Below are 19,175 nucleotides of genomic sequence, written 5' to 3' on the forward strand. Positions count from 1 at the left end.
AAGGGTCAGGACTGGCGGCCGCCGGCGGAGGTCGGGGGGCGGCGCGGGCCGCGGGCGGTCGGGGCCGGGCCGCCGACCGGACGCGGACGCGGGGCCGAGGTCGGGGCCGGACGCGGGGCCGGGGCCGGGGCCGGGGCGGCGCCGAGGGCGGCCTGGCGGCGCTGGATCTCCCGCCAGATCCGCGGCGGGCACGGGCCCTGCGGGTGGTCGGAGAGGAAGCTCTCGTAGGGCACCCGGCGCGGGGCCATCCCGATCTCGACCCAGGACGCCTTGCCGGTGCGGTCCCAGCCCTCGTTCTCCATCCGGATGTAGTCGTCCCGGTGGCCCTTGTCCTTGCTGGTGATCTGCAGCACCTCGGCGTGGCCGGGCCGGGTGCCGACCACGACGCAGTAGTGCCGGGCGGCCTCGGCCCGGTCCCGGAACGGCACCATCGCCACCCACACCTCCCCCGCCGACGGCCGGGAGACGGTGGTGGTGCGCGCGGAGGAACGCCCGGCGCCGGTGCGGGCCGGGCGGACCGGGGGCCGCTCCAGCAGGTCGCCGGACCAGGCGCGGACCGAGGTCCGCCACCCCCAGGCGAAGGCGCCGACCGCGAGGCACTGCAGGGCGTAGCCGTTCGCCGAGGCCGGGTCCTGGGTGCCGAGGAGTTCCGGCACCGCGTACGCGCCGACCAGGTGGGCGAGCAGCGAGCAGGCGCCGGCCAGGACGGCCGCCCGGGCGGGCACCACCCAGGGCGCGACCCGGCGGCGGCGCCGGGCGGCCTGCCCGTCCAGCAGCAGGGCGACCGCGTAGGAGATCGCGGCCAGGACGGCGACCTGCCCGGGGGTGGTGTGCTGGGGCGGGGCCTGGGCGCCCATCAGGGCCGGCAGCAGTACCGGCAGGGCCAGCGGGTAGCCCAGCGCCGCGCAGCACAGCAGCATCAGGAAGGCCCCGAGGCAGCCCCCGCCGCCGGGTCGCCTTCTTCGCCGCGGAACCGCTGAACTCCCGTACTGGTAACCCATGTTCGCCACCCCCACCGCGGTCGTGCGTCCGGCGCAATGTACCGGAGATCCGCAGGCCGCGGGGAGTGCGGCGATAATCCCGCCATGAGCCGCCCCCGAACGACCCCCGGCCCCGTGCCGAGCGCCCCCCGGAACGCTCCCGACACCCCCCGGAGCGCCCCCCGGGACACCCCCGCCGCCACTCCCGACGCCTCCCCCGACGCACCCCGCGGCGGCCGGGCCCGCGGCCACGCCCCGTGGACGGCGTTCGGCGGCGATCTGCACCTCGACCTCACCGAACGCCGGGCCGCCGGGGCCGGGCTGCGCGCCGCCCTGGAGGACGCGCTGCGCGAGGCCGTCCAGGACGGGCGGCTCGCCCCGGGCACCCGGCTGCCGTCCTCCCGCGCGCTCGGCGAGGACCTCGGCATCGCCCGCAACACCGTCGTCGAGGCGTACGGGCAGTTGACCGCCGAGGGCTGGCTCGGCGCGCGGCCGGGCTCCGGCACCACCGTCGCCGACCGCGCCGCGCCCCGGCCCGCCGGGCGCCCCGCCGCCGCCCGCGCCGACCGCCGCCCCACCGGGCGGCACGACCTGCTCGCCGGGCGGCCCGACCTCTCGCTGTTCCCGCGCAGCGCCTGGCTGGCCAGCGCGCGCCGGGCGCTGGCCGTCGCCCCGCACGACGCCTTCGACTACGGCTCGCCGCTCGGCCGGATCGAGCTGCGGCGGGCGCTCTGCGACTACCTGGCCCGGGTCCGGGGCGTGCGCACCGACCCGGACCGGCTGCTGGTGTGCTCCGGCTTCGGCCAGGGCCTCGGCCTGCTGGCCGCCGCGCTGCGCGGGCGCGGGGCGGGCCGGATCGCGGTCGAGGGCTACGGGCTGCCGCCGCAGCGCGAGGTGCTGCGGGCGGCGGGGCTCGGCCTGGCCCCGCTGCCGCTGGACTGCAACGGGGCCCGGACCGACCTGCTGGACGACCTGGGCGGGGCGGGCGGGACCGCGGAGCGCCCGGGGGCGGTGCTGCTCACCCCGGCCCACCAGTTCCCGAGCGGTGCCGCGCTGTCCGCCGACCGCCGGGCGGCGGCGGTCCGCTGGGCCCGCGAGCGGGACGGGTACGTGATCGAGGACGACTACGACGGCGAGTTCCGCTACGACCGGCAGCCGCTCGGGGCGATGCAGGCGCTCGACCCGGACCGCGTGGTGTACGGCGGCACCGCCGCCAAGAGCCTGGCCCCCGGTCTGCGGCTGGCCTGGCTGGCCCTCCCGGACGAGCTGGTCGAACCGGTCGCCCGGCTCAAGGCCCTGGCGGACACCATGAGCCCGGTCACCGACCAGCTCACCTTCGCCGAGCTGATCGCCTCGGGCCGCTACGACCGGCATGTGCGGCGCTGCCGGCTGCACTACCGGCGCCGCCGGGACCTCCTGGTCGCGGCGCTCGCCGAGCGGGCCCCGCAGGTCCGGGTCACCGGTATCGCCGCCGGACTGCACGCCGTCCTGCAGCTGCCGCCGGGCTCGCGCCCGGAGGCGGAGCTGCTGGAGCGGGCCCGCGCGGCCGGCCTGGTCCTCACCGGGCTCGACTGGTACCGGGCCGGGCCGGACGCCGAACGGGCCCTGGGCCTGCCCGCTCCCGAGAACCGGTCGGACACCGCACCGGACGCCGCACCGGATGCCGGACCGGCCCTGGTGGTCGGCTACGCGACCCCGTCCGACCGCGCCTTCCCGGCCGCCCTGGACGCCCTCTGCGGGGTCCTCCGCGAGAGCTGAAGAGAGCTGAACCGCCCCCGGCGGCGGGCTACTTGTTGCGGTTGCCCAGCTCGAAGAGGAGCAGGATGAAGCCGGCGAAGGCGTGGGTGGCGACGGTGTAGATCACCAGGCGGACGCCGATGCGGCGGTTGGCCTGCTTGCCCGCGTCGATGGTCTTGGCCGGCTTCGCGCGCACGGCCGCGGGGGCCGGGACGGTGGCAGGGACGGCGGCGGGGGCGGACACGGCCCCGGTCTCGGTGGTGGTGGGATCGGCCATGGTGATCTCCTCCGGATGTCCTGACGTCGGATCAGTGGTGCGGGGCGGCGGGACCGCCGCCGAGACAGAGTTCGCCGCCGGGGCTCTGCAGCAGGGTGTGCATGAAGAGCAGCTCGACCCCGGACGAGGAGTCGGCGGCGATGCAGTGCGGGGTGAGCGAGTCGAAGTGCGCCGAGTCGCCCTCGTCGAGCAGGTGGACCCGCTCGCCGAGGGTCAGCCTGAGCCGGCCGCGGAGCACGTACAGCCACTCCTCGCCCGGGTGGACCCGGACCACCGCGTCCTGCACGCCCGGGGGGACGTGCACGCGCAGCGCCTGCATCGCCCGGCCGGGCGCGCCGGCCCGCCGGTAGCCCCAGCCGCCGGCCCGGCCCGGTTCGATCGCGCCGCCGCGCACCACCGGGTCGGGCTCGGTGAACGCCTCGCCGAGCAGACCGGAGACGGAGGTGCCGTAGGCGCGGGCGAGGCCGAGCAGGACGGGCAGGGAGGGCTGTCGGCGCCCCGTCTCCAGCCGGGACAAGTAGGCTGGGGAGAGACCGACCCGGGCGGCGGCGACCTCCAGGGTGAGGCGGCTGCCGAGCCGGTGCTCGCGCAGCCTCGCGGCGAGGCCGGCCACCTCCGGCGTCCCGTGCTCTTCCGCGGGAGCGTCCGGGACGGCGGCGGGGCTGCCGGGGTCGGAGAGACTGCCGAGGTCGGCGGGGGCACCGGGTCCGGCGGGCGGACCGGCTGGGCTGGTGGTCATGTGCCCAGTGGACACCTCTTGTGCCGCCCGGGCAAACTTTTTGCCCAAGAGGCAAATTGCTCCGGGGCCGGAGGCCGAACCGCCCCAGGACCGAAGGTTACGGCCGGGGGATGTTCCGCAGGTTGGACCGGGCCAGGTCGATCATGCGCCCGACCCCGCCCGACAGCACCGTACGCCCGGCGGCCAGCGCGAATCCCTTCAGCTGGGCCGCGGTGATGTGCGGCGGCACGGAGAGCGCGTTCGGGTCGGTGACCACGTCCACCAGCGCCGGGCCGGGCCGTTCCAGCGCCTCCGCCAGGACCTCCCGCACCCGCGCCGGCTCGGTGACCCGCTTGGCCGGGATGCCCATCGCCCGGGCGATCCCGGCGTAGTCGACGTCGCCGTTGTCGACCTCCGACTCCGGGTAGCCGGAGACCAGCATCTCCAGCTTGATCATGCCGAGCGCGCCGTTGTTGAAGACCACGGTCTTCACCGGCAGCCGGTGCCTGGCCACCGTGAGCAGCTCGCCGAGCAGCATCGACAGCCCGCCGTCGCCCGACATCGCCACCACCTGCCGCCCGGGGAAGGCCAGTTGGGCGCCGATCGCGTGCGGGAGCGCGTTGGCCATCGACCCGTGCAGGAAGGAGCCGATCACCCGGCGGCGCCCGTTGGGCTGCAGGTAGCGGGCGGCCCAGACGTTGTTCATGCCGGTGTCGACGGTGAAGACGGCGTCCTCGGCGGCCACCTCGTCCAGCACCGAGGCCACGTACTCCGGGTGGATCGGCAGGTGCTTGCCGATGTCCCGGGTGTAGGCGCCGACCACGTCCTCCAGCGCCCGGCAGTGGCGGCGCAGCATGTCGTCGAGGAAGGACCGGTCGGTCCTGCGCTCCAGCAGCGGCAGGACCGCCCGCAGGGTGGCCGGGACGTCGCCGTGCACCGCCAGGTCCAGCGCCGTCCTGCGGCCGAGCCGGGTGGCGTCGTGGTCCACCTGGACGGTGCGGGCCTGGGGCAGGAAGGAGTCGTAGGGGAAGTCGGTGCCGAGCAGCAGCACGAGGTCGGCGGAGTGCAGGGCCTCGTGGCAGGCGCCGTAGCCGAGCAGGCCGCTCATCCCGACGTCGTACGGGTTGTCGTACTGGATCCACTCCTTGCCGCGCAGGGAGTGCCCGACCGGCGCGCACAGGGCGGCCGCGAGCTCCATCACCTCGGCGTGCGCCTCGCGGACGCCCGCGCCGCAGAACAGCGCCACCTTGGGCGCGGCGTCGAGCAGCCGGGCCAGCTCCTGCACCTGGGACCAGGGCGGGGCGGCGACGGCCCGTTCGGTGAGGAAGTGGCTGCCGCCGGTCGGCGCGGCGGCGGACAGCGCCGCGACGTCACCGGGGAAGGCCAGCACCGAGACGTCCCGGGCGCCGAGGGCGTGCTGGATCGCGATCCGCAGCAGCCGGGGCATCTGGGCGGCGGTGGAGAGCATCTCGCACCAGCCGCTGCAGTCGGTGAACACCCGCTCGGGGTGGGTCTCCTGGAAGAAGCCGGTGCCGATCTGGCCGGAGGGGATGTGCGAGGCCAGGGCGAGTACCGGGACGCCGCTGCGCTGCGCGTCGTAGAGGCCCTGGACGAGGTGGGTGTTGCCGGGGCCGCAGGAGCCGGCGCAGACCGCGAGGCGGCCGGTCAGCTCGGCCTCGGCGGCGGCCGCGAAGGCACCGGCCTCCTCGTTGCGGACGTGCACCCAGGCGATGCCGTCCGTCCGGCGGATGGCGTCCACCACGGGGTTGAGGCTGTCGCCGACCACGCCGTAGACCCGCTCCACGCCGGCCTGCCGGAGCACCGCCACCATCTGCTCGGCCACACTCACCACGGGGATCTCCTGCCGTCGGGGACTGCCGGGGACGCACGACACCAGCACCCTCCGCCGCTCCGCCGCCCCCCGCACCCCGGGACGGCCGTCGGAGTGAGGGAGGCGGCGGAGGAGGTACCGGGCCTACTCGGCCGCGAGGTGGTCCGGGCCGGAGGAGATGCGGCCGCCGGGCACGCCCGCCTGGGGCTGGCGGCGGGCCGGTTCCCGCCCGGGGGGCTGGGCGCAGCGCTCCTGGGCGGGCGGCGCGGTGGTGGGCAGCGAGACCGGCTCGCCGGCCTTCACCTGCACCGGCTCCCCGTCGTGCCCCAGGTGGATCACATCGCCCCGGCGCAGCGTGTACGTGGTCTCGTCGTGGTCGATCCGCACCTGCAGCAGCTTGCCGCGGATCAGCAGCGAGAAGCCGATCCGGGTCAGCCCGGCCGGCAGCCTGGGCCGGAACCACAGCGCCTCGCCGTGGTCCCGCAGTCCGCCGAAGCCCGCCACCAGCGCGATGCAGGCCCCGGCGAGCGAGGCCATGTGCAGGCCGTCCCGGGTGTTGCCGCCGAGGTCGTGGAGGTCCATCAGGGCGGCCTCGGCGGTGTAGTCGTACGCGAGGTCGAGCTGCCCGACCTCGGCGGCGATCACCGCCTGGGTGCACGCGGAGAGCGAGGAGTCGCGGACGGTCAGCCGCTCGTAGTAGGCGAAGTTGCGGGCCTTCTGCTCGTCGGTGAACGCGTCGCCGCGCACCTGCATGGCGAGCACCAGGTCGGCCTGCTTGACCACCTGCTTCCGGTACAGGTCGAAGTACGGGTAGTGCAGCAGCAGCGGGTAGTTCTCCGCCGGGGTGTTCTCGAAGTCCCAGACCTGGTGGTCGGTGAAGCCGTCGGCCTGCGGGTGGACGCCGAGGTCGGCGTCGTAGGGCACGAACATCGCCGCGGCGGCGTCCCGCCAGGCCGCCGTCTCCTCGGTGTCGACGCCGAGCGCCGCGGCCTCGCGCGGGTGCCGGGCGGCGGACTCGGCGGCGGCCAGCAGGTTCGTCTGCGCCATCAGGTTGGTGTAGACGTTGTTGTCGGCGACGGCGCTGTACTCGTCGGGGCCGGTCACGCCCTCGATCCGGAACCGGCCGGCGGCGTCGTGGTGGCCGAGCGAGCGCCACATCCGGGCCGTCTCCACCAGGAGTTCGAGCCCGTACTCGCGCTCGAACTCGACGTCCCCGCTGGTCCGGACGTAGCGGGCGACGGCGACCGCGATGTCCGCGCCGATGTGGAACGCGGCGGTGCCGGCCGGCCAGTAGCCGGAGCACTCCTCGCCGCGGATCGTCCGCCAGGGGAACACCGCCCCGGCGAGGCCGAGCTGGACCGCGCGCTCGCGGGCCATCGGCAGGGTGGTGTGCCGCCAGCGCAGGGCCTGGGTGACGGCGGACGGCAGGCAGTAGGTGAGCACCGGCAGGACGAAGGCCTCGGTGTCCCAGAAGCTGTGGCCGTCGTAGCCGGGGCCGGTCAGCCCCTTGGCCGGGATGGCGCGCTCCTCGCTGCGGGCCCCGGCCTGGAGGACGTGGAAGAGGGCGAACCTGACGGCCTGCTGGAGTTCGACGTCGCCGTCGATCTCGACGTCGCTGGTCTCCCAGAACTCCCGCAGGAATTCGGCCTGTTCGGCGACCAGGTCGTCCCAGCCGGTGTACCGGGCGGCGGTCAGCGCGGCCTCCACCTGGTCCCGGACGGCGGGCAGCGAGCGGGTCGCGGACCAGCCGTAGGCCATGAACTTCACCAGCCGCAGCCGCTCGCCGGGGCGCAGCACGGTGGTGACGCTGATCCGGCAGTGGTCGTCCTCCGCCTCGGCGACGGTGTCCAGCCGGTCCGGCCCCTCGATCACATGGTCCATGCCGGCGGCGACCCGGATGCCGCTGTAGCGGGTGCGGTGCACCAGCACCGCCTTCGTCCCGCCGGCGTGGTTGGCCTCGGCGATCAGCGGGGCCTCCAGGACGGCGGCGGCCCTCGGGTCGCCGTCGGCGCCGCCGGGCAGCTGCTCGTTGGCCACGAGTTCGCTCTGCAGCACGATCCGCACCGGGGCGTCCACCGCCTCCACGGTGTACTCGACCGCGGCGACCGCCCGCTGGGTGAGCGAGACCAGCCGGGTGGAGTCGACCCGGACGGTCCGCCCGGCCGGGGAGGTCCACTCGGCGGACCGCCGCAGCAGGCCGTCGCGGAAGTCCAACCAGCGTCGGTGGCTGACCAGTTCGCCGTAGCGGAGGTCGAAGGGCTCGTCGTCGACCAGCAGTCGGACGATCTTGCCGTTGGTGACGTTGATGACGCTCTGGCTGGACTCCGGGTAGCCGTAGCCGCCCTCGCCGTACGGCATCGGGCGCAGCTCGAAGACACCGTTGAGGTAGGTGCCGGGCAGGCCGTGCGGCTCGCCCTCGTCGAGGTTGGCGCGCAGGCCGATGTGGCCGTTGGAGAGCGCGAAGACGGATTCGGCGCGGGCCATCGAGGTGAGGTCGAGGCCCGGTTCGACGACCTGCCACGGGTCGACGACGAAGGGCTGCTCCTGGCCGGTCATGCCGGTGTCTCCTCGGGCTTGTCGGGGGCCTGCGGCCCGGGGTCGGGGATCAGTTCGGCGAGGTCCCGGACCACCGCGGTGGCGCCGTCGCGGCGCAGTTCGTCGGCCTGGCCGACCCGGTCCACCCCGACCACCGCGCCGAAGCCGCCGGCCCGGCCGGAGGCGACCCCGGCCAGCGCGTCCTCGAACACGGCGGCGTGCGCGGGCTCGACGCCCAGGGCCCGGGCGGCGGCCAGGTAGGTGTCCGGCGCGGGCTTGCCCGGCAGTCCGTCCCGGGCGGCGACGAGGCCGTCCACGATCACGTCGAAGTAGCCCTCGATGCCGGCGGCGCGCAGCACGTCGCGGCAGTTGGCGCTGGACGAGACCACGGCGGTGGGCAGGCCGAGCGCGCGCAGCCGGCGCACGTAGTCGACCGAACCCCGGTAGGGGGCGACGCCCTGCTCGCGGATCATCCGCAGCACGGTGTCGTTCTTGGCCCGGCTGATGCCCTGCACGGTGCGGGTGCCGGGCGGGTCGGCGTCGGTGCCCTCGGGCAGCTCGATCCCCCGGCTGCCGAGGAAGGCGCGGGTGCCGTCGAGTCTGGGCCGCCCGTCCACGTACGCGTCGTAGTCGGCGACGGCGTCGAAGGGGGTGAACGGCCCGCCGGTGCGGGCGGCTTCGGCACGCAGGAAGTCGTCGAAGGTGTCCTTCCAGGCCGCGGCGTGCACCGTGGCGGTCTGGGTGAGCACCCCGTCGAGGTCGAACAGGAAAGCGCGGATGTCGTCCGGTAGCCCCAGCATGGGTGCAGTCTTACCCGCTGGGGCGCGTTCGACCGCCCATTCCCGGCGGCGCGTCGCGGGAACGGGCGGCCGGGGCGGCACGGGCGGGGCCCGGGAGGCGTCCGGGCCCCGTGGGCGGTGCGGGGCTCAGGGGGAGTCCGGGGTGGAGGTGAGCGCGAACACCGCGCCCTGCGGGTCGGTGACCACCGCCATCCGCCCGGCCTGCATGTCGAACGGCGGCTGGACCACCGAGCCGCCGGCCTTCACCAGGGCGTCCACCGTGGAGTCGGTGTCGTCCACCGAGAAGTAGGTCATCCAGTGCGAGGGGGTGCCCGGCGGCAGGTACCCGGCGACCGGCTGCATGCCGCCCACCGTGTGGTCGCCGACGTTGAGCGAGTAGAAGCCGTCCATGCCCTGGACCGTGGCGGGGCGCAGGCAGAGCGCCTGCTGGTAGAACCGTCCGGCCACCGCGGTGTCCGTGGTGTTGAGCTCGTTCCAGACCAGCGCGCCGGGCTCGTTGACGACGCCCGCGCCGATGAACTCCAGCTTCTGCCAGACGCCGAAGACCGCGCCGGTCGGGTCCGCCGCGACCAGCATCCGGCCGGTGTCGCCCACGTCCATGACCGGGTAGAGGATGGTGCCGCCGGCCCCGGAGATGGCCTGCCCGGCCGCGTCGGCGTCGTCGGCGGCGAGGTAGGTGGTCCAGGAGACCGGGGGCAGCGGCTGCCCCTCCGGGCCGGAGCGGGCCATGATCCCGGCGACCGGCCTGCCGTTGAGCGAGCACACGGCGTAGCCGCCGAACTCGGGCGGGCCGACTTCGCCCTGCCAGCCGAACAGGTCGCGGTAGAAGTCGAGCGCGGCCTGCTGGTCGCTCGCCATCAGGTCCACCCAGCACGGGGTGCCGGGCTTGTACGGTGCGGTGACTACGGGCATTCCTGGGCCTCCAAGCGATGGTCCTCCGCCGGACGGGCCGCCGGGCGCAGGCCCGCTCGGACCGCGCGGCCGGACGGCCGTACACCGCCCACGATCGCCGTGCCTCCGCGATCCCGCCACCGGACGGCGTCCCGGCGCCGCCTCCGCCACCGCCTCCCTCCCCGGCGCGGGGCCGGGGACGGGGCGGTCAGCCGCCGGAGCCGTAGGTGGTGTTGTCGCAGATGTTGTCGTCCGCCGAGCGGGCGTCGGCGACGATGCTGCTGGGCAGCGGCTGCGGCACGGCGGGGGCGGACGGGGCCGCCGAGGCACTGCCCGAGGCACCCGGAGCGGCGGCGCCGTTGGCCGCCGCGAAGTCCTTGCCGACGATCACGGTGACCCCGGCCGAGGTGCCGGGCTCGACCACCGCGCCGGGGAACACCGCGGCGACCTTCTCCGCGTTCGCCTTCTGCCCGGAGCCGTACTGGACCATCGTGGTCGTGTACTTGAGGTTGTCCGCCCGGCCGACGGCGGTGGCGGTGAACTTGGCCGCCGTCAGCTGCTCGGCCGCCTTGCCGGCCATGCCGGTGGCGCTGGTGCCGGTGTAGACCGACACCTTGATGTTCTTGGTGTCGGCGAGCGGGGAGCCGGCCGCGGCGGCGTGGGCCGCGGCCGCCGGGGTGGTCGCGGTGGTCGCGGCGACGGCCGGCGGGGCGGTCGGGGAGGGGGCCTCCGCCGGCTGCTCGCCGGTGGCGTTCTGGCCGTCGATGGTCTGGTCGGCCTTGAGGGTGTCCCAGAGCTTCTTGGCGACGGCGGCGTCGATGTCGATGTTCTTGTCCACGGTGCGGAAGCGCCAGGGCAGGGTGACGAACTTGAGGTCGTGCAGGTCGATGTTGCGCAGCGAGAGGCCGAAGGACATCAGCTTGTCGGCGCTGTCGAGGCCGGGGTCGACGGTGAGCGAGCTGGTGGCGGCGTTGGCGAGCGGCAGCAGGGTGGTCGGGTTGAGCCCCTGCTTCTTGATCTTGGCCGCCAGGGAGCTGATGAACGCCTGCTGGCGCTTCATCCGGCCGATGTCGGAGCCGTCGCCGATGCCGTGCCGCAGCCGCACGTAGTCGAGCGCCTGCTGGCCCTGCACCTTCTGCGGGCCCTTCTTCAGGACCACGGCGCCCTTGGCGGGCAGCTTGTCGTTGAGGTCCTTCTCGTGGATGTCCTCGGGCAGGCAGATGTCCACGCCGTCCACCGCCTTGGTCATCGCCGCGAAACCCTGGAAGTCCACCACCATGGTGTGGTCGACCCGGATCCCGGTGAGCTTCTCCACCGTGTTCTGGGTGCAGGCGGGATTGCCCTCGTCGGTGCCGCCGACGGAGAAGGCCGCGTTGAACAGCTCGCTGTTCGACCCCTTGCTCCACTTGCCGTTGGGCAGCTTGCAGGACGGTATGGCCACCATCGCGTTGCGCGGTATCGAGATGCCCACGGCGTGCTTGTGGTCGGCGTAGACGTGCAGCAGGATCGTGGTGTCCGAGCGGGCGCCGCCGTCATCGCCGCCGCCGAGGTCGGAGTTGTTCTTGCCCCGGCTGTCGGAGCCGATCAGCAGGAGGTTGACGGGCTTGTTGCCGTCCGCGTCGGCCTGCGCCTCCGGCGGGCGGTCCTTGGCTATCGCGTCCGCGTCGAAGGACTTGATGTTGCCGTTCAGCTGGTAGTAGATCAGCCCGCCGGTGCCCGCCAGGAGCACGAGCACGCCGGCGGCGGACCAGGCGACGATCTTCTTGACGTTGCGCTTCGGCCTGCGGGCGGCGGCCCTGGCCGCGGCCCGTCCGCCACCGGCCGCGGGCGTCCCGGCCTGGGCCTGGGCCGGGGCCGGGCCCGGCTTGCCCTGGGCGGCCCGTCGGGCCTCGGCGCGACCGCCGGGCCGGGGCCCGGGCACCGGAGCGCCGGGTGTGCCGGACGCGCCGCCGGCGGCACCGTCGGCCGTGAACGCACCGGGCGCGTCGTCACCGCGAGCCGGACCCTCGCCCCACTGACCTGACATGCCTGAACCTTTCACCGGCGGACGCTGCGTCCACTACGCCGGACGCACTGCACACAGAGAGACGGTCGGGACCGCCCCCGGGTTGCACGTACGACAGTCGCAATAACCGACGAACACTCCCGGCCGCGCCGTCCGCAGCCCTCCGCGCGGGCCCGATGTCCCCCAACGGGCCCGGCTCGGATCATACAAACCGATCGTCAGAATGCATTGTTCGCATGCTCTGAGTCACCGGCCGCACCCCCGGCAGCCTCCGGCGCCCGAACTCCTCGACATGCGGCGCGGCCGGGCCGAGCGGCGGCACGGCCCGCCCGGACGGGCGCCGTTCGGCACCGGTGGAACGACGAAGGCCCGGGTCGGAGGTCTCCGGCCCGGGCCTTTCGCGTCGGTGGGGCGCCAGGGGCTCGAACCCTGAACCTACGGATTAAAAGTCCGCTGCTCTACCCATTGAGCTAGCACCCCGACACCGTGGACATCATGCCAGACCGGGCCGCCCCGTGCCGCCGAATACCGCCCCGCGTCCGGGGGCCCGGGGCCGGCATCGGGGGGCGTGACCCAGGTCACTTTCCGGGGGGCTTGGCCCGGGGCGGGGCGCGTGTCACTATTTCTGCACGCCCACCCTGCCCAAAACCCGTTCCGGGGGCGGGTGTTGAGTGCCAGAACCGCCGGTCCCCGCAGGTCGGACCAGGTCTTAGGTCGGCACGGTGTTGATTCCCTCGGTCCGTCCGTCACCCACGTGTGCCTCGGCGTACGCACCCGCCCGGTCCCCGGCGCGGGTGCGCGGCCCGTGGCTGACGGCTGTGCGACGTCGCGGCGTGTACGACCCGCGGCGAACCCCCAAGATCCAACCCCCGATCCACACAGACGCCACGATTGGACAGGTGGAAGAAGAATGTCGGAAAGCGCCTTCCTGGAGAACTTCTACGCGGCCGTCGAGGGAACCGCCCGCGTGGTGGACGTACCCTTCGAGCGCGAGACGGTGTGGCCGATCCTGACCGCGTACCAGGACGTGCTGCCGGAGTCGGTGATCTCCTTCCGGGTGCAGAACAGCCCGCTCGGTGCCGATGACCTCGACTGCCGGTTCACCATGCTCCCCCGGGGCCTGGACCCCTACGCCGTCGCGCTGGCGAACGGCCTGGCCGAGAAGACCGACCACCCCGTCGGCAAGCTGCTGGCCGAGGTGCACGGCGAGCTCCCGATCGACAGCTGCGGCGTCGACTTCGGAGTCCGGGCCGGGTTCACCAAGACCTGGTCCTTCCCCACCATCGAGCGGCTGCTGACGGTCCGTGAGGTCGCCGCGCTGCCGTCGGCACCGGAGGGCATCACCGCCAACCTGGAGCTCTTCGACCGCTACGGCCTGTCGGACATCGTCAGCACCGTCGGCATCGACTACGGCAGCCGGACCGTCAACCTCTACTTCGGCGGCGGCGCCTCCGGCCGGGTGCCGCGGACGACCTTCGAGCCCGAGGGCGTCCGCTCGCTGCTCGCCGAACTGGGCCTGCCGGCCCCGAGCGAGGAGCTGCTGACGTTCAACGAGAAGGCGTTCGTCATGTACGCCACGCTGAGCTGGGACTCCCCGAAGATCTCGCGGATCACCTACTCGGTCATGACGCCCGAGCCGCTGGCGCTGCCGGTGACCGTCGCCCCGCAGATCGTCCGGCTGGTCCAGGACGCCCCGTACAGCACCGAGGGCCGCAACTTCGTCTACGGCGTGACGGTCACGCCCAAGGGCGAGTACCACAAGATCCAGTCGTACTACCAGTGGCGGCGGCCGGTCGAGAAGATGCTCGTCGCCGAGTCGTAACCCGCGACACCCGCACCACCGGCGGCACCCGCGACACCTGCACCACCCGCGACACCCGCACCACCCGGGCCTGCCGGGGACCTCGCACGGTCCCCGGCGGGCCCTTTTCCGTGCCGCCACCGGATTCCTTCCTTCCGAGAACTCTGGATGAGCGATCTCCATGCAGAAACGAAACGGGGAGCTGAGTTCGTTGTCCCTACCCGCCGCACCCGAGGGGTTGTCGGAGAACCGCGGCGCCCGGCCGGTCGGCACCGGCCGGGCCCGGGCCAAGGCGATCGTGCTGGGTGAGCACGCGGTCGTCTACGGAGCCCCGGCGCTCGCGCTCCCGCTCCCGCAGCTGGGCGTCACCGCCACCGCCGGGTACTCCGCGCAGTCCCCGGCCGACCCGGACGACTTCTCCCTCACCATGACCGGCTCCGAGTCCCGGCCCAAGCCCGCCCAGGCCTCCGACGGACTGCACCGGCTGACCGCCGAGTTCCGGGCCGCCATGGGCGTGCCCGACAGCCTGCACCTCGATGTGATCATCGACTGCGCGATCCCGGTCGGCCGGGGCCTCGGCTCCAGCGCCGCCTGCGCGCGGGCCGTGGTGCACGCGCTGGCCGACCTGTTCGAGCGCGAGGTCACCCCGCAGCTGGCGTTCGACCTGGTGCAGACCGCCGAGAACGTGGCGCACGGCCGGGCCAGCGGCGTCGACGCGACGGCCGTCGGCGCGACCGCCCCGCTGCTGTTCCGGGCCGGACGGGCGGAGGAGCTGCCGATCGGCTGCGACGGCCTGTTCATCGTCGCCGACAGCGGCGTGGCGGGCCGGACCAAGGACGCCGTCGAGCTGCTGCGCGAGGGCTTCCGGCAGCGGCCCGGCACCCAGGAAGCCTTCCTGCGCCGGGCCTCCGAACTGACCGGGACCGCCCGGACCGCGCTCGCCGAGGGCCGTCCCGAGCAACTCGGCGCCCAGCTCACCGACTACCACGAGCTGCTCCGCGCGGGCGGCCTGAGCACCGACCGGATCGACGGGATGGTCTCGGCCGCGCTGGCCGCCGGCGGCCTCGGCGCCAAGATCACCGGCGGCGGCATGGGCGGCTGCGTGATCGCGCTGGCCTCCGAGGAGTCGGCCGCGGACGTCACCCGCGCGCTGCTCGCCGCCGGCGCCGTCCAGACCTGGTCCGTACCGCTGAGGGAGTACCCCGGCCATGGCCGCTGAGCAGCCGACCGCCACCACCCGCCCGCGCCCCGGCCCCGGCGGCCCCGCCGGCGGCCCCGCCGGGGACGCCACCGCCGTCGCCCATCCGAACATCGCGCTGGTCAAGTACTGGGGCAAGCGGGACGAGCGGCTCGTCCTGCCCTGGACCGACAGCCTCTCGCTGACCCTGGACGTGTTCCCGACCACCACCCGGGTCCGGCTCGACCCCGGGGCCGGCGAGGACACCGTGACGCTCGACGGGGAGCCCCTGGAGGGCGAGCCGCGCCGCCGGGTGACGGCCTTCCTCGACCTGGTCAGGGAACGCGCAGGAAGCCCGCTGCGGGCCGTCGTGGACACCCGCAACACCGTCCCCACCGGCGCCGGACTGGCCTCCTCCGCGAGCGGCTTCGCCGCGCTGGCCACCGCCGCCGGGGCGGCGTACGGACTCGGCCTGGACGCCACCGGGCTGTCCCGGCTGGCCCGGCGCGGCTCCGGCTCGGCCTCGCGCTCCGTCTTCGGCGGCTTCGCGATCTGGCACGCCGGACAGCCGGACCGCGGGGGCGACCCCGACCTCGGCTCCTACGCCGAGCCGGTCCCGGTGCCGGTGGCCGCGCTGGACCCGGCGCTGGTGGTCGCGGTGGTCGACGCCGGCCCGAAGGCGGTGTCCAGCCGCGAGGCGATGCGGCGCACCGTCGCCACCTCGCCGCTGTACCGGCCGTGGGCCGCCTCCAGCCAGGCCGACCTGGCCGAGATGCGGGAGGCGCTGCACCGGGCCGACCTGGACGCGGTGGGCGAGGTCGCCGAGCGCAACGCGCTCGGGATGCACGCCACCATGCTGGCCGCCCGCCCGGCGGTGCGCTACCTCTCGGCGGCCACCGTGACCGTGCTGGACGCGGTGCTGGAGCTGCGCCGCGCCGGGGTGTCGGCCTGGGCCACCATGGACGCCGGACCCAACGTCAAGGTGCTCTGCCGGCGGTCCGAGGCGGACCGGGTGGCCGGGGTGGTCCGCGAGGCCGTCCGCGGCGGTTCGGTGCACATCGCCGGCCCCGGACCGGGCGCCCGGCTGCTGGACGCGGACGCGTGACCACCGGCCGCCCGCCGGTGGTCCGGCGCGCGCCGGGCAAGCTGTTCGTCGCGGGCGAGTACGCGGTGGTGGAGCCGGGCAACCCGGCGGTCCTGGTGGCGGTCGACCGCGGGGTCACCGCCACCGTCACCGAGCCCGCCGGGCCCGGCGTGCTGGTCTCCTCCGACCTGCTCGCGGCGCCGGTGCGCTGGATCCGCCGGGGCGAGGGGCTCGACCCGGTCGGGGTAGAGGACGCCGACCGGGCCCGCCGGGAGCTCGCCCACGTGCTCGCCGCGCTCCGGACCGTCACCCGGCTGCTGGCCGAGCACGGCCGTCCGGCACCCGAGTTGGACATCGCGATCAGCAGCGAACTGCACCGGGGCGGGGTCAAGTTCGGCCTCGGGTCGAGCGGTGCGGTGACCGTGGCGACCGTAGCCGCGGTGGCCGCCCACTGCGGTCTGACGCTGTCGGCCGAGGAGCGGTACCGGCTGGCGCTGCTGGCCTCGGCCGAGCTCGACCCCAAGGGCTCCGGCGGCGACCTGGCCGCCAGCACCTGGGGCGGCTGGATCGCCTACCGGGCGCCCGACCGGGCCGCCGTGCTCGACCTGGTCCGCCGGCGGGGAGTGGCCGGGGCGCTGGCGGAGCCCTGGCCGGGCTTCGAGGTGCGCCGGCTGCCCTCGCCCCGGGGGGTGGCGCTGGAGGTCGGCTGGACCGGCACCCCCGCCTCCACCACGGAGCTGGTGTCCGGGCTGCACCGCAGGGCCTGGCGCGGCACCCCGCCGCACCGCCGGTTCGTGGCCGCCAGCGCCGAACTGGTGCGGGCCGCCGCCGACGCGATCGACCACGACGACCGGCCCGCGCTGCTGGACAGCGTCCGGCGCGCCCGCCGGGAGCTGGCCCGGCTCGACGAGGAGGCCGGGCTCGGCGTCTTCACACCGGCCCTGACGGCGCTGTGCGACGCCGCCGAGGCCGTCGGCGGCGCGGCCAAGCCCTCCGGCGCGGGCGGCGGTGACTGCGGCATCGCCCTGCTGGAGGTGCCGGACACCCGGACCGGCCCGGGCACCGCCGGGCCGCACACCTCCCAGCACTCCCACGCCGGGGCCACCGGAGCCTCGCCGGACATCGACCACCTACGCGAACGGTGGACCGCGGCCGGGGTGCGACCCCTGGACCTGCGTCCCGCCACGGAAGGGAACGAGGAATGATCTCTCAACGCAAGGACGACCACGTCCGGCTCGCGGTCGAGCAGCAGCACGGCCACGTCGGGCGCAACCAGTTCGACGAGGTGACGTTCGTCCACCACGCCCTGGCCGGGATCGACCGCCCGGACGTGTCGCTGGCCACGGAGTTCGCCGGCTTCTCCTGGCCGGTGCCGCTGTACATCAACGCGATGACCGGCGGCAGCGAGATGACCGGCAGGATCAACCGGGACCTCGCGATCGCCGCCCGGGAGACCGGGGTGCCGATCGCCTCCGGTTCGATGAGCGCCTACTTCAAGGACGAGTCCTGCGCCGGCACCTTCAGCGTGCTGCGCGAGGAGAACCCGGACGGCTTCGTCCTGGCCAACGTCAACGCCACCGCCTCGGTCGACAGGGCGCGCCGCGCCGTCGACCTGCTGAAGGCCGACGCGCTGCAGATCCACATCAACACCGTCCAGGAGACGGTGATGCCGGAGGGCGACCGCTCCTTCTCCGCCTGGGTGCCGCAGATCGGCCGGATCGTGGAGGGCGTGGGTGTCCCGGTCATCGTCAAGGAGGTCGGCTTCGGCCTCAGCGGGGAGACCGTCCGGGTCCTGCGCGACCTGGGCGTGCGGGTGGCCGACCTCGGCGGCCGGGGCGGCACCGACTTCGCCCGGATCGAGAACGGTCGGCGCGACCTGCGCGACTACACCTTCCTGGAGGGCTGGGGCCTCTCCACGGCCGCCTGTCTGCTGGACAGCCGGGACGTGGGCCTGCCGGTGCTGGCCTCCGGCGGTGTGCGCCACCCGCTGGACGTGGCCCGCGCCCTGGCGCTCGGCGCCCACGGCGTCGGGGCGTCCGGCACCTTCCTGCGCACCCTGATGGACGAGGGCGTGGAGGCGCTGATCACCCAGCTGTCCAGCTGGCTGGACCAGTTGGCGGCGCTGATGACCATGCTCGGCGCGGCCACCCCGGCCGAGCTGACCGGCCGCGACCTGCTGATCCAGGGCACCCTGCGCGAGTTCTGCGCCGACCGCGGCATCGACACCGCGCAGTTCGCCCGGCGTTCCGCCGCCGGGACCACGACCACCGGAGGCCTCCGATGACCGAGGACCACGCCATCGCCGGCGTCCCGATGCGCTGGGTGGGTCCGGTGCGCATCTCGGGCAACGTCGCCACCACCGAGACCCATGTCCCGCTGGCCACCTACGAGTCGCCGCTGTGGCCCTCGGTGGGCCGGGGCGCCAAGGTCTCGATGCTCACCGAGAACGGCATCGTCGCGACCCTGGTCGACGAGCGGATGACCCGCTCGGTGCTGGTCGAGGCGACCGACGCGGGGACGGCGCTGGCCGCCGCCCGGAGCATCCGGGACCGCTTCGCGGAGCTGCAGGAGGTCGTGCGCGGCTGCAGCCGGTTCGCCGAACTCGTCGGTGTCCGCCACGAGATCAACGCCAACCTGCTGTTCGTCCGGTTCGAGTTCACCACCGGTGACGCCTCCGGGCACAACATGGCCACCCTCGCCTCCGACGTGCTGCTGCAGCACCTGCTGCAGACCGTCCCCGGCATCTCCTACGGGTCGATCTCGGGCAACTACTGCACCGACAAGAAGGCCACCGCGGTCAACGGCATCCTGGGCCGGGGCAAGAACGTGGTGACCGAGCTGCTGGTGCCGCGGGAGGTCGTCAGCGGGGTGCTGCACACCACCGCGGCGAAGATCGTCCAGCTGAACATCCGCAAGAACATGCTCGGCACCCTGCTCGCCGGCGGCATCCGCTCGGCCAACGCCCACTTCGCGAACATGCTGCTCGGCTTCTACCTGGCCACCGGCCAGGACGCGGCCAACATCGTCGAGGGCTCGCAGGGCGTCGTGATGGCCGAGGACCGCGACGGCGACCTGTACTTCGCCTGCACCCTGCCGAACCTGATCGTCGGCACGGTCGGCAACGGCAAGGGGCTCGCCTTCGTGGAGACCAACCTGGCCCGCCTCGGCTGCCGGGCCGACCGCGAGACCGGCGAGAACGCCCGCCGGCTCGCCGTGATCGCGGCGGCGACCGTGCTCTGCGGCGAGCTGTCGCTGCTCGCGGCGCAGACCAACCCGGGCGAGCTGATGCGCGCCCACGTCCACCTGGAACGCGGCAACACGGAGAAGGTCGGGGTTTAG

The 19,175-nt window shown here is 74.6% G+C and carries 15 protein-coding genes and 1 tRNA gene; 7 read left to right on the plus strand and 9 right to left on the minus strand.

Annotated features, from left to right (window positions below; translation table 11 throughout):
- Window positions 1-5: 5 nt before the first annotated feature.
- Window positions 6-920 carry a hypothetical protein gene (locus tag OG715_RS20905; RefSeq protein ID WP_266270339.1) on the minus strand — a complete coding sequence of 305 codons (915 nt, stop codon included), beginning with the start codon at window positions 918-920 and terminating at the stop codon, window positions 6-8.
- A gap of 165 nt (window positions 921-1,085) precedes the next feature.
- On the opposite strand from OG715_RS20905, the gene pdxR reads away from it, so the two are divergent.
- The gene (gene pdxR, locus OG715_RS20910) at window positions 1,086-2,738 is read left to right on the plus strand and encodes a MocR-like pyridoxine biosynthesis transcription factor PdxR (RefSeq protein ID WP_266270340.1); all 1,653 of its coding nucleotides are present in this window, start codon (window positions 1,086-1,088) and stop codon (window positions 2,736-2,738) included.
- Between the two features lie 28 nt (window positions 2,739-2,766).
- Here the strand turns inward: pdxR and OG715_RS20915 are convergent, their stop codons facing one another.
- The 8 genes from OG715_RS20915 to OG715_RS20950 all read right to left on the minus strand — a co-directional run bounded on the left by OG715_RS20915 (window position 2,767) and on the right by OG715_RS20950 (window position 12,254).
- A complete protein-coding gene (locus OG715_RS20915) occupies window positions 2,767-2,994 on the minus strand; it encodes a DUF6126 family protein (protein WP_266270341.1) in 228 nt (75 codons plus the stop codon).
- A gap of 31 nt (window positions 2,995-3,025) precedes the next feature.
- Complete coding sequence (locus tag OG715_RS20920; RefSeq protein ID WP_266270342.1) at window positions 3,026-3,733, minus strand: helix-turn-helix domain-containing protein; 708 nt, start codon at window positions 3,731-3,733, stop codon at window positions 3,026-3,028.
- 97 nt (window positions 3,734-3,830) lie between these two features.
- Window positions 3,831-5,570: a pyruvate dehydrogenase gene (locus OG715_RS20925; protein ID WP_266271758.1), complete on the minus strand. Its 1,740-nt coding sequence runs from the start codon at window positions 5,568-5,570 to the stop codon at window positions 3,831-3,833.
- A gap of 117 nt (window positions 5,571-5,687) precedes the next feature.
- Complete coding sequence (locus OG715_RS20930) at window positions 5,688-8,099, minus strand: glycoside hydrolase family 65 protein (RefSeq protein WP_266270344.1); 2,412 nt, start codon at window positions 8,097-8,099, stop codon at window positions 5,688-5,690.
- Complete coding sequence (locus OG715_RS20935) at window positions 8,096-8,878, minus strand: HAD family hydrolase (RefSeq protein ID WP_266270346.1); 783 nt, start codon at window positions 8,876-8,878, stop codon at window positions 8,096-8,098. Before OG715_RS20935 ends, OG715_RS20930 begins: the two co-directional genes overlap by 4 nt.
- A 126-nt stretch (window positions 8,879-9,004) precedes the next feature.
- Window positions 9,005-9,790 (minus strand): VOC family protein, encoded by a 786-nt coding sequence (locus OG715_RS20940; RefSeq protein WP_266270347.1) that lies wholly within the window; start codon window positions 9,788-9,790, stop codon window positions 9,005-9,007.
- Between the two features lie 187 nt (window positions 9,791-9,977).
- Window positions 9,978-11,795 (minus strand): LCP family protein, encoded by a 1,818-nt coding sequence (locus OG715_RS20945; protein ID WP_266270348.1) that lies wholly within the window; start codon window positions 11,793-11,795, stop codon window positions 9,978-9,980.
- A 386-nt stretch (window positions 11,796-12,181) separates the two neighbouring features.
- A tRNA-Lys gene (locus OG715_RS20950) sits at window positions 12,182-12,254 on the minus strand.
- A 430-nt stretch (window positions 12,255-12,684) separates the two neighbouring features.
- Between OG715_RS20950 and OG715_RS20955 the strand changes: the two genes are divergently transcribed.
- From OG715_RS20955 to OG715_RS20980, 6 genes are all read left to right on the plus strand, one after another.
- Entirely contained in the window at window positions 12,685-13,596 is a 912-nt protein-coding gene (locus OG715_RS20955; protein ID WP_266270349.1) for an aromatic prenyltransferase, read from the plus strand.
- Between the two features lie 190 nt (window positions 13,597-13,786).
- On the plus strand, window positions 13,787-14,794 hold the full coding sequence (gene mvk, locus OG715_RS20960) for a mevalonate kinase (protein ID WP_327064154.1): 1,008 nt from the start codon (window positions 13,787-13,789) through the stop codon (window positions 14,792-14,794).
- Window positions 14,784-15,857, plus strand: a complete 1,074-nt coding sequence (gene mvaD, locus OG715_RS20965; RefSeq protein ID WP_266270352.1) for a diphosphomevalonate decarboxylase — start codon at window positions 14,784-14,786, stop codon at window positions 15,855-15,857. The genes mvk and mvaD overlap by 11 nt, the downstream gene beginning before the upstream one ends.
- Window positions 15,854-17,041 (plus strand): phosphomevalonate kinase, encoded by a 1,188-nt coding sequence (locus tag OG715_RS20970; RefSeq protein WP_266270353.1) that lies wholly within the window; start codon window positions 15,854-15,856, stop codon window positions 17,039-17,041. The genes mvaD and OG715_RS20970 overlap by 4 nt, the downstream gene beginning before the upstream one ends.
- Complete coding sequence (gene fni / locus OG715_RS20975; protein ID WP_266270355.1) at window positions 17,038-18,120, plus strand: type 2 isopentenyl-diphosphate Delta-isomerase; 1,083 nt, start codon at window positions 17,038-17,040, stop codon at window positions 18,118-18,120. Before OG715_RS20970 ends, fni begins: the two co-directional genes overlap by 4 nt.
- Window positions 18,117-19,175 (plus strand): hydroxymethylglutaryl-CoA reductase, encoded by a 1,059-nt coding sequence (locus OG715_RS20980; RefSeq protein ID WP_266270356.1) that lies wholly within the window; start codon window positions 18,117-18,119, stop codon window positions 19,173-19,175. The genes fni and OG715_RS20980 overlap by 4 nt, the downstream gene beginning before the upstream one ends.

Source organism: Kitasatospora purpeofusca (assembly GCF_036010405.1).
Classification (GTDB): domain Bacteria; phylum Actinomycetota; class Actinomycetes; order Streptomycetales; family Streptomycetaceae; genus Kitasatospora; species Kitasatospora purpeofusca.